Raw genomic sequence first — 11,419 nt, 5'->3', positions numbered from 1 at the left:
ATTCAAAAAATGATATTTAAAAAACAAATACAGCTAATTTTATATAAATATAAAAAAATATTAATAGCATATAGTGGAGGATTAGATTCTACAGTTTTATTATATAATTTAATGAAATTACGTAAAAAATATTCCTGTATACAATTAAGAGCTATTCATATTAATCATAATTTAAATTACTATTCAAAACATTGGTCTAAAACATGTTTTTTACAATGTCAAAAATGGAATATACCATTTATATGTAAAAATATAACTTTAAATAATCAAAAAGGAAATATCGAAGAAAAAGCACGTATAGAAAGATATAAAATATTTAATAAAATTATTGAAAAAGAAGAAATTATAGTAACAGCTCATCATTTAGATGATCAATATGAAACAATCTTATTATTTTTAAAAAGAGGTAGTGGTCCAAAAGGACTATCAGGTATATCTCAAATAAATATTATAAATAAATTACGATTATTCCGTCCTTTATTAGATATAAGTCGTAAACAATTATTAAATTATGCAATAAACAATAACTTAAATTGGATAGAAGATCAAAGTAATTTAAATAATAAATATGATCGTAATTTTTTACGAAATATAATTTTACCTCAATTAAATTATAGATGGCCTTATTTTAAAAAATCTGTATTAAAAACATCATCTATTTGTCGTGAACAAGAAGAACTAATAACAGAATTATTAAGTTCTAATATGAATGAATTAATACAAAATGATAATAGTTTATCTTTTATTCCTTTATATAACTATAGTATTATAAAAAGAAATGCTATAATTAGAAAATGGATAGAATATAATCAATGTAAAATGCCTTCTAGAAAAATATTATCCATAATATGGAAAAATATTATTTGTTCTAAATCAAAATTTAAATCTTATGTGAAAATAGGGAATTATCAAATTAGAAAATATAATTTTAATTTATATTGTATAAAAGAATTTTTTACTTTAAAAAATAATATTTATAAATGGAATATTTTATTTCCATTAATATTACCTAATCATTTAGGTAAATTATTTTTTTTAAATAAATATAAAAAAAATACTCTTAAAATAAGAAAACCAAAAAAGGAAGAAATAGTATATATAAAATTTCATATTTCTGGTAAATATTATTTTTCTAACAATATTAAAAAAAAAATTAACATACACGATATATGGAAAAATCTTAACATTCCTGAATGGAACAGAGATAATATTCCATTATTGTTTTATAATAATATATTTATCGCTGAATTACAAAATAATTTAGTAACTCTAGAAGGAATCGATAATAAAGAAAAAAATTTTATTTTTTGGGATAAAAATTTTAATAAAAAAACTTTAATTTAATTTTTCTTTATTTAAAATAAAATCAATAATTGAATTAATAGAAATTATATTATATTTACCTGTTTTTCTAGATTTATATTCAACATTATTATTAATAATATTATTATTATTAATAATAATTATATGTGGTACACCAATAAGATCTATGTCTGTAAACATAACTCCAGGATTTTCTTTTCTATCATCTAAAATTACTTCTACTCCTATAGAATTAAATTTTTGATAAATATCAAAACATACTTTTTTAATTAAACTATATTTATTCATATTAATTGGTATTATTGCCACTTTAAATGGAGCAAGAGAATAAGGCCAATATATACCATTAATATCATGATTTTGTTCAATAATTGCTGCAATTATACGAGAAATACCAATACCATAACATCCCATATATAAAGGAATTTTTTCTCCTTTTATGTTTTGTATGTAAGTATTCATTAAATGAGAATATTTTGTACCAAGTTGAAAAATATGAGCTATTTCAATACTTTTATTAATTGTTATTGGATATTTATTATCAGGAGTAAAATCTCTATTACATATTTTTCGAATATCTTGAATATTTTCTGGTATAGGTAAATCTCTTTCCCAATTCATATTAATATAATATTTATTTTTAATATTTGAACCTATAATAAAATTATTCATATTTATGATAGAATAATCTGCAATTATTGGTATATTTAAGTTCATAGGTCCTAAAGAATAACTATTGACTTTAAAAATATTAGTAATTTCTTTTTCAGATAATATATTTAATGGTTTTAATATATTTTTATTTATTTTTTCTATTTTACTAATATTTATTTGATAATCACTTCTAATTAATAAAGCAATTAGAGGATTTATTTTTTCTGTAGTTTTAATTATAATTGTTCTAATAATATTATTAGTTGATGAATTAAATTTCTTAGCAATATATTCAAAACTAATTGATTTATCAATTGATAATAATTTTTTTTTTAAAAAAATACTTTCATTAATATTAAATCTTGTAGGAATAAAAAATTTTGCTAATTCAATGTTATATGCATACCCAGATTCTGATAATGCAATTGAATCTTCTCCATTATTAGATAATACATGAAATTCATGAGAAATTTTTCCGCCTATAAGGCTATTATCACCTTCTACAATATAATATTTTAATTTAATTAAATCAAAAATTTTTTTATAAGTATTTAATATAATATTATATGTTTTTTTTAAAGATTTTTCATTAATATGAAAAGAATATCCATCTTTCATTAAAAATTCTTTAGAACGTACTACTCCTAAACGAGATCTAATTTCATCTCTAAACTTTACTTGAATTTGATATAAATTTAGAGGTAATCTTTTATAAGATTTTATTTCATTTTTAATTAAAAATGAAATAACTTCTTCATGAGTAGGTCCTAAAAAAAAATTTCGTTGATTTCGATCTATAATTTTAAATAATTCATGTCCATAATCATGAACACGACCACTTGTTTCCCATATATTACTAGGTTGTATTATAGGCATTAAAATTTCAAAAAAATTTATCTTTTTCATTTCATTACGTATTATTTTTTTAAAATTTTTAATTACTTTTAAACCTGTTGGTAACCAAGTATATATTCCTGAAGATAATTGTCTAATCATCCCAGATTTTATCATTAAATAATAACTATTTATTTTATTATTTGGTATTGTAATTTTTGATGTAAAAAATAAATATTTACTAGCTAACATTAGTTTTTCCTATTAATAAAAATTTTAAATATTTATGAATATTTTATTATAATTTAATTTAAACTATATTAACAAACAAAATAATGTAACCAATTAGCAAATAATAAATTTCCATGACATCTCCAATTAACTTTAGGAATTAATGTAACATCGTTATTAGGAAAATAATTAAATGGAATTGAAGGTTTTAAATTAATATTATAATCATATGTATATTCTTCTGCTATAGTACAAGCATCATATTCTGGATGACCAGTTATAAAAATATACTTTTTATTTTTACTCATTAAAATATAAGCTCCTGCTTGTTCAGAATCAGATAAAATATTTAAATCTGTATAATTTTTTATTATATCTATAGAAAAATCAGCATATCTTGAATGTGGAACAAAAAAATAATCATCAAATCCTTTTGTTAAAAAATTATTTTTAATTAAAATTTTATGCTTAAATATTCCTGATAATTTAAATGTATTAATTTTTTTAGGCATATCATATAATATATTTAATATTGCTTGTACTGACCAACATATAGATAAAATAGAATGAACATGATTTTGCGCCCATTTTATTATTTGAATAAATTTTTTCCAATATCTAATTTCAGAAAAATTAATCAATCCTAAAGGAGCACCAGTAATAATTAATCCATCAAAATATTCTTTATAAATTTCTTCAAAAGTAAAATAAAATTTTTTTATATGTTTTATTGAAGTTATATTACTAGAATGACAATCATTTATACTTAATAAGTATAAATCTATTAATAAAGGAGAATTAGATAATAATCTAATAAGTTGATTTTCTGTATCTATTTTTTTAAACATAAGATTTAAAATAATAATTTTTTTAGATACAGTTCTTTTTTTATAATTTTTAGTTTTTGTTAATAAAATTATATTTTCTTTTTTTAAAAAATTAATAGCAGGTAATTTTTCTGGAACTATTACTGACATATTTATTCCTTTTTTTGTATATTTTAATATATTTGAATACAAAAAACTAAATATTTTAATTTTTAAAAAAATAAACTATAATTTATATTATAATTATTTAAAATATATAGCTTTAAGTTATATTTATATAAAATTATTTTAAAAAAATATTTAGACAAAAAATTTATTTAAAATATATATTTATTAGTAAATATTTTAATATTTATTAATAAAAAGAAAATTTATTAATATCATGTTTTGTAATATCAAATACTCCTTTTAATTCAGCAAAATTACTTAATAATTCTTTTTCAATCCAATTTTTAAAAGTATTATTAATCATAGAACAACCTTTACAGCCACCATAAAATTCTAACATTACTAAATAATCTTGAGTAATTTTTTTTACTATTACATATCCTCCATGATTTAATAAATTAGGATTAATTTTTTCTTTTAAAAATAAATTTATTTTTTCTTTTAAAGAAATCAAATCTCTATTATTTTTATTTATATTATTTTGTGTTATTGTAAATACTAATTTTTTATTTAAATTATCACTAATTAAATCTATTGTTGCTGTGTGTAATAATTTAGAATTATTTTTTTCAATAAATATAGAAAAATTTTTAAATTTAATTTCAAGATCAGTATCTTTTATTTTTTTTTTATCACAAAAATAAACATTTCCTTTTAAAGAATTATTTTGATCATTAAGAATTTTAATTCTAATTTGTTTTGTTTTTCTAAAAGATAATAAATAATAAAGATATTTTTCTGCTTTAATAGTAAGTTTTAACATAAAATTAATTAAATTTATTAATGATAAAAGATATTTTATAATATCTTTTAAATAAAATTACAATATATTATATATTAAATAACTATTTTAAAAATATTAAATTATTTATTTTAATAAAAATTAAATAAATTATTAATTTATATAATACAATAATTAATGAGAAATATATATGCGTCCAATGCTTAATGTTGCTATACGTATAATTCGTCTAATTGGTGATATTATTATTAAAAATTATGAGATACAAACAATAAATATTTTTAATAAAAAAATAAATATTTCTATTTTTATAGAAAAAATAAATCAAAATATAAAAAATATTATTTTTCAAAATTTTTTAAATATATATTCAACAAAAATTATTATTTTAAATAAAAAAGGAATATTAATTTTTAAATATAAAAAAACTCAATGGATTATAAACCCTTTAGATGGAATTATAAATTTTATAAAAAAATTACCTCATTTTGCAGTTTCTATAGCTATTTGTATAAAAGGTAAAACAGAAATATCATTAATATATGATCCATTAAAAAATGATTTATTTACAGCTATTAGAGGACAAGATGCTCAATTAAATGGATATAGATTACGTTGTAATAATTATTTAAATAATAAAAATTTATTATTTGCTATAAATGAAAATTTTATATTAGATAATAATATAAATATTAATTTAATTAAATTATTTATAAAAAATTTAATTAATTTTCGAATTAGTGGTTCACTATCTTTAGATTTAGCATATTTAGCTTCTAATAAAATTAATTGTTATATAGGTAATAATATAAATTTTGATAAATTTATTGCAGGAGAACTTCTTATAAAAGAATCAGGAGGATTAATAACTGATCTTATAGGAAATTATAATTATAAATATTCAAAAAATATATTAGCTGGAAATTCTACCATAATTAAATTTGTTATATCTCAGATACAAAATATTAGTAAATAAAATTAAACTATATATTTTAAAATATTATTTTTATAATATAATATTTTTTATTAAAAATATTAATTATTATAATATAAATTATATTTAAATAAATAGAGTAAAAATTATGTTAAGAGCTAAAATAAAAAATAAATTACAAATTATATTTAATCCTGTATATTTAAAAATTAATAGTAGTAATCATATGCATAATATACTTAATACTTCAAAATATCATTTTGATATTATAATAGTAAGTGATAATTTTATTAATCAACCTTTTATTACTCGTCATAGATCTATATATAATGTTTTAGCCGATGAATTAATAAATAATATTCATGCATTATCATTACATACTTATACAATTAAAGAATGGAAAAAACTATAAATACCTATTTTAAATTATTAAATAATAACTAATTAAAAATTTTAATTTATTTATTCCTAATATAAATTATTACATATAATAATATATAAGGTTATAAAATTATGTACAATTTAGCATTACAAAATATAAATCACAAAATTATTCTTAAGCTTGATAATATTAATATAGAAAATAAAATTCAAGAAAAATTAAAATTTATATCAAAAAATAAAATAATTAAAGGATTTCGTAAAGGTAAAGCTCCTTTGAATATTATTAAAAATCTTTATATAAAATCAATACAATTAAATGTATTAAATAATTTAATGGAAAAAATTTTTTTTCAAAAAATTAAATGTAAAAAAATTAATATAATAGGATTACCCCAATATAATTATAATAAATATGAAATAGGTAAAGATTTTATATTTACTGTTATATTTCAAAGTTATCCTGAATTTAACTTATTAAAATTTAATAATGTAAAAATTGATATACCTATAGTAAAAATTAATGATAATGATATTAATAACTATATTTCAAAATTTTATAATAAAAATATTATTTGGTTAGATAAAAAAAATCAAATAGCTAATTTAGTAGACAGAGTAATTATTGATATATTTATTTATGTAAATAATAAAAAAAATAAGATATTTAATAATATTAAATTATTATTATCTAATAAATGGAAAATAATACCTAATTTAGAAAAAGAAATTATTGGAAAAAAAAATGGAGATAAATTTGATATTACAATATTAATTTCTAATTATTATCCTAATAAAAAATTAATTGGAACTAAACAGAATTTTTCTATATTAATTAAAAAAGTAGAAAAATATAAAATTCTATTTGTAAGTAAAAAAAATATAATTAATTCTAATTTAACTAATAATTTTACTTTTGAAAAATTATATAATTTTATTAACAGACAATTACAATTTCAAACAGATAAAATGATTCGTTATATTATTAAATATAAAGTAATTAATATTTTAATTAATTTACATAAACAAATAAAATTACCATTACTATTAATTAATTCAGAATTTAATTCTATAAATAAAATTTATAAAAAAAATAAAAAACAATTTAAAAAATTAAGTTCAAAAAATTTATATGATAAAGCTAAAAAATATACTTTAGCAAAAATTTTAATTAATAAAATTATTAATGATTTTAAAATTAAATTAAATAAAAATTTAATAACAAATTTTATTAATGAAGAATTATCTTCTTTTATTTATTATTATGATAATACTCAATTTAATAAAATTATAAAATATTATAAAACAGATAAAAAATTAATGCAAAAATTATATTTTTCTATTTTAGAATATCAAGCAATTCAAGCTATTATAAAAACAATGTTAATAAATAAAATACAATATAGTTATCAAGATATAAAACATGAATATAAAAATATAAATTTCTAAATTTATATTTTTATAAAAGAAATAATAAATATTATAAAAATATATATAACTATTAAATGAAATGTATATAATTACTTTATAGAAAACATATATATTTAAATCAAGGATTAATAATGTTGTTATATAAAGAAAATAAATTAAATATGATTCCTATGGTTATTGAACAAACTCCTAGAGGAGAAAGATCTTATGATATTTTTTCTAGATTATTAAAAGAAAGAATTATTTTTCTTATAGGAAATATTGAAGATAATATGGCAAATTTAATAGTTGCGCAAATATTATTTTTAGAATCAGAAAATTCAGAAAAAGATATTTATATTTATATAAATAGTCCAGGAGGTACCATAACATCAGGTATGTCAATATATGATACAATGCAATTTGTTAAACCTGATATTAGTACTATATGTATAGGACAAGCATGTTCAATGGCTGCTTTTTTACTTTCATCTGGAAAAAAAAATAAAAGATTTTGTCTACCGAATTCAAGAATGATGATACATCAACCAATAGGTAGTTATCAAGGCCAAGCAACTGATATTGAAATACATACTCAAGAAATTTTAAGAATTAAAAAACATATAAATAGATTAATGTCATTTCATACTGGTCAAACTATTGATATTATTGAAAAAGATACTGATAGAGATAGATTTTTATCAGCTGAAGAAGCAGTAAAATATGGTTTAATAGATAATATTATATATAATCGGAAATAAAATTTATTTTATTTAAAATATAAATTTATTATATTATTTATAGATGAGGTTTTTAATGATAAATAACAAAGAGAAATCAAATAATATTTTATGTTGTTCTTTTTGTGGAAAATATCAAAATGAAGTTAATAAATTAATATCTGGTAATTCAGTTTATATTTGTAATGAATGTATTTCTTTATGTAATAATATAATTAAAGAAGAATTTAAAAGTGAAGAAAATAATATTTATTTACATAATAAAAAATTACCTACACCTCATGAAATTTTTCATTTTTTAGATAATTATGTTATAAATCAAATAATAGCAAAAAAAACTCTTGCAGTAGCAGTTTATAATCATTATAAAAGATTATATAGTAATAATAAAAATATAGAAATAGAAAAAAGTAATATTTTATTATTGGGTCCTACTGGATGCGGTAAAACTCTTTTAGCTAAAATATTAGCAAAATTTTTAGATGTACCTTTTGTTATAACTGATGCAACAACTTTAACAGAAGCAGGATATGTTGGTGAAGATGTAGAAAATATTATTCAAAAATTATTACAAAAAGCTAATTATGATATAATAAAAGCACAAAAAGGAATAATATATATTGATGAAATTGATAAAATATCAAAAAAATCAGAAAATCTTTCTATAACTAGAGATGTTTCTGGTGAAGGAGTACAACAAGCTTTATTAAAATTAATTGAAGGAACAATATCTTCAGTACCTCCAAAAGGAGGTAGAAAACATCCAGAACAAAAATTTATTCAAGTAGATACAAAAGATATATTATTTATTTGTGCTGGATCATTTTATGGATTAGATAAAATTATTTCTAATAGACTAAATATTTCTAATAAAATTGGTTTTAATATTAATATAAAAAATATAAATTATAAAAACGATAAATTACAATCTTTTATTGAAGTTAATTCTAATGATTTAATCAAATTTGGTTTAATTCCTGAATTTATAGGAAGATTGCCAATTATTGTTCCATTAGAAAAAATAGATATTAATGGATTAATAAAAATTTTATTAAAACCTAAAAATGCTTTAATTAAGCAATATAAAGCTTTGTTTGAATATGAAAATATAAAATTAGAATTTACAAATAATGCTATTCAAGCTATTGCAAAAAAAGCAATGTTATTAAATATTGGCGCTCGAGGATTAAGATCTGTAATTGAAAAAAAATTATTAAATATAATGTATGATATACCTTCGGTTAATAATATTAAAAAAGTAATAATTAATAGTAAAGTAATTAATAATTTATCTAAACCAATTATTTATTATAAAAATAATATTTAAATAACTTTTATATAAATAATAAAAGTATTAACTATATTAAAGAGTATTATTTAATTTTTAAGTAAAATTAATATTTTTATAAATTATATCATTTAAAATTTATCAGAAAAATAAAGAGAGATCTCTATGAACTCTGAGCATTCAGAACGTATTGTAATACCTGTGTTGCCATTACGTGATGTTGTAGTATATCCTCATATGGTCATTCCTTTATTTATTGGCAGAAAAAAATCTATTCGTTGTTTATCTACTGCTATGGAGAATGATAAAAAAATTATGTTAGTTGCTCAAAAAGATGCATCAAATGATGATCCTGGTATTGATGATTTATTTTCTGTTGGTACTATTACTTCTATTTTACAAATGTTAAAATTACCAGATGGTACTGTAAAAATATTAGTAGAAGGATTACAAAGAGCTCATATAATAACTCTTTCCGATAATGGAAATTATTTTACTGCTCAAGTAATTTATATAACTTCTCCAAATATTGAAGAAAAAGAACAAAAAGTTTTAGTAAGAACAGCTATTAATCAATTTGAAAGTTATATTAAATTAAATAAAAAAATACCTCCAGAAGTATTAACATCATTAAATAATATAAATAATGCAGCAAAATTAGCAGATACTATTGCTTCACATATGCCTTTAAAATTAAAAGATAAACAATTAATCTTAGAAATGTCTAATATTAATGAAAGATTAGAATATCTTATGGCTCTTATGGAATCAGAAATTGATTTATTACAAGTTGAAAAAAAAATTCGTAATAGAGTAAAAAAACAAATGGAGAAAAGTCAAAGAGAATATTATTTAAATGAACAAATAAAAGCTATTCAAAAAGAATTAGGAGAAATGGATGATAGTACTGATGAAAATGAAATATTAAAAAAAAAAATAGAATTAGCTAAAATGCCGAATGAAGCTAAAGAAAAAGCTGAATCAGAATTACAAAAATTAAAAATGATGTCTCCAATGTCAGCAGAAGCAACAGTAGTTCGAGGTTATATAGAATGGTTAGTACAAATACCATGGAATAATAAAAGTAGATTAAAAAAAGATTTATCTAAAGCAAAAAAAACATTAGATGCTGATCATTTTGGGTTAGAAAATGTAAAAGAACGTATTTTAGAATATTTAGCTGTACAAAATAGATCAAATAAGATAAGAGGACCTATTTTATGTTTAGTAGGACCACCTGGAGTAGGAAAAACATCATTAGGAAAATCTATTGCTAAAACAACTGGAAGAAAATTTATTAGAATGGCATTAGGAGGAATTCGAGATGAAGGAGAAATAAGAGGTCATAGACGTACATATATAGGTTCTATGCCTGGTAAAATTATTCAAAAAATATCTAGAACAGGTGTTAAAAATCCTCTTCTTTTATTAGATGAAATTGATAAAATATCATATGATATGAGAGGTGATCCTGCTGCAGCATTATTAGAAGTATTAGATCCAGAACAAAATATTTCTTTTAATGATCATTATCTTGAAGTTGATTATGACTTATCTGATGTTATGTTTGTGGCTACTTCTAATTCATGTATTAATATACCATCACCTTTATTAGATAGAATGGAAGTTATTAGATTATCAGGATATACTGAAGATGAAAAATTAAATATAGCTCAAAAATATTTATTACCAAAACAATTTAATAGAAATGCTTTAAAGAAAAATGAATTAACAATACATAAAACAGCTATTATAGACATAATTAGATTTTATACTAGAGAGTCTGGGGTACGTAATTTAGAACGTGAATTATCTACTTTATGTAGAAAAGCAGTTAAAAATATTTTAATAGAGAAAAATATTAAATCTATTATAATAGATAATTTG

At 18.4% G+C, this 11,419-nt stretch carries 10 protein-coding genes; 7 read left to right on the top strand and 3 right to left on the bottom strand.

The features are described from left to right. Positions 1-9 precede the first annotated feature (9 nt). Complete coding sequence (tilS, locus tag GJT84_RS01205; RefSeq protein WP_168867123.1) at positions 10-1,344, top strand: tRNA lysidine(34) synthetase TilS; 1,335 nt, start codon at positions 10-12, stop codon at positions 1,342-1,344. Here tilS and GJT84_RS01200 read toward each other — a convergent pair. The 3 genes from GJT84_RS01200 to GJT84_RS01190 all read right to left on the bottom strand — a co-directional run bounded on the left by GJT84_RS01200 (position 1,336) and on the right by GJT84_RS01190 (position 4,800). Continuing rightward, positions 1,336-3,063: a proline--tRNA ligase gene (locus tag GJT84_RS01200; protein WP_168867122.1), complete on the bottom strand. Its 1,728-nt coding sequence runs from the start codon at positions 3,061-3,063 to the stop codon at positions 1,336-1,338. The genes tilS and GJT84_RS01200 overlap by 9 nt on opposite strands. Before the next feature lie 68 nt (positions 3,064-3,131). Continuing rightward, positions 3,132-4,019: a homoserine O-succinyltransferase gene (locus GJT84_RS01195; protein WP_168867121.1), complete on the bottom strand. Its 888-nt coding sequence runs from the start codon at positions 4,017-4,019 to the stop codon at positions 3,132-3,134. Positions 4,020-4,224: 205 nt separating this feature from the next. Continuing rightward, positions 4,225-4,800: a NifU family protein gene (locus GJT84_RS01190; protein ID WP_168867120.1), complete on the bottom strand. Its 576-nt coding sequence runs from the start codon at positions 4,798-4,800 to the stop codon at positions 4,225-4,227. A 169-nt stretch (positions 4,801-4,969) separates the two neighbouring features. Here GJT84_RS01190 and GJT84_RS01185 point away from each other — a divergent pair, with 169 nt between their 5' ends. The 6 genes from GJT84_RS01185 to lon all read left to right on the top strand — a co-directional run. Further along, positions 4,970-5,755 (top strand): inositol monophosphatase family protein, encoded by a 786-nt coding sequence (locus GJT84_RS01185; protein ID WP_168867119.1) that lies wholly within the window; start codon positions 4,970-4,972, stop codon positions 5,753-5,755. Between the two features lie 106 nt (positions 5,756-5,861). Beyond that, entirely contained in the window at positions 5,862-6,125 is a 264-nt protein-coding gene (locus tag GJT84_RS01180) for a BolA/IbaG family iron-sulfur metabolism protein (protein ID WP_168867118.1), read from the top strand. Between the two features lie 101 nt (positions 6,126-6,226). Further along, positions 6,227-7,543, top strand: coding sequence for a trigger factor (gene tig, locus GJT84_RS01175; RefSeq protein WP_168867117.1), 1,317 nt, complete (start codon positions 6,227-6,229; stop codon positions 7,541-7,543). Between the two features lie 113 nt (positions 7,544-7,656). Next, the gene (clpP, locus tag GJT84_RS01170) at positions 7,657-8,265 is read left to right on the top strand and encodes an ATP-dependent Clp endopeptidase proteolytic subunit ClpP (protein ID WP_281348992.1); all 609 of its coding nucleotides are present in this window, start codon (positions 7,657-7,659) and stop codon (positions 8,263-8,265) included. Positions 8,266-8,320: 55 nt separating this feature from the next. Further along, positions 8,321-9,571, top strand: coding sequence for an ATP-dependent Clp protease ATP-binding subunit ClpX (gene clpX / locus GJT84_RS01165; protein WP_246208504.1), 1,251 nt, complete (start codon positions 8,321-8,323; stop codon positions 9,569-9,571). Between the two features lie 126 nt (positions 9,572-9,697). After that, positions 9,698-11,419 (top strand): endopeptidase La (gene lon / locus GJT84_RS01160; RefSeq protein ID WP_168867115.1); only part of this gene is annotated, 1,722 nt, incomplete at its 3' end.

Origin of the sequence: Enterobacteriaceae endosymbiont of Plateumaris sericea (assembly GCF_012562605.1) — a bacterium.
GTDB lineage: Bacteria > Pseudomonadota > Gammaproteobacteria > Enterobacterales > Enterobacteriaceae.
The sequence above is the reverse complement of the archived record's forward strand: the minus strand, read 5'-3'. Positions and strand labels throughout refer to the sequence as shown.

What these genes read in the sequence shown, in the direction of transcription:
- tilS (WP_168867123.1), top strand. Translation starts at nt 10, where the DNA reads ATGATATTTAAAAAACAAATACAGCTAATTTTATATAAATATAAAAAA.
- GJT84_RS01200 (WP_168867122.1), bottom strand. Translation starts at nt 3,063, where the DNA reads ATGTTAGCTAGTAAATATTTATTTTTTACATCAAAAATTACAATACCA.
- GJT84_RS01195 (WP_168867121.1), bottom strand. Translation starts at nt 4,019, where the DNA reads ATGTCAGTAATAGTTCCAGAAAAATTACCTGCTATTAATTTTTTAAAA.
- GJT84_RS01190 (WP_168867120.1), bottom strand. Translation starts at nt 4,800, where the DNA reads ATGTTAAAACTTACTATTAAAGCAGAAAAATATCTTTATTATTTATTA.
- GJT84_RS01185 (WP_168867119.1), top strand. Translation starts at nt 4,970, where the DNA reads ATGCGTCCAATGCTTAATGTTGCTATACGTATAATTCGTCTAATTGGT.
- GJT84_RS01180 (WP_168867118.1), top strand. Translation starts at nt 5,862, where the DNA reads ATGTTAAGAGCTAAAATAAAAAATAAATTACAAATTATATTTAATCCT.
- tig (WP_168867117.1), top strand. Translation starts at nt 6,227, where the DNA reads ATGTACAATTTAGCATTACAAAATATAAATCACAAAATTATTCTTAAG.
- clpP (WP_281348992.1), top strand. Translation starts at nt 7,657, where the DNA reads ATGTTGTTATATAAAGAAAATAAATTAAATATGATTCCTATGGTTATT.
- clpX (WP_246208504.1), top strand. Translation starts at nt 8,321, where the DNA reads ATGATAAATAACAAAGAGAAATCAAATAATATTTTATGTTGTTCTTTT.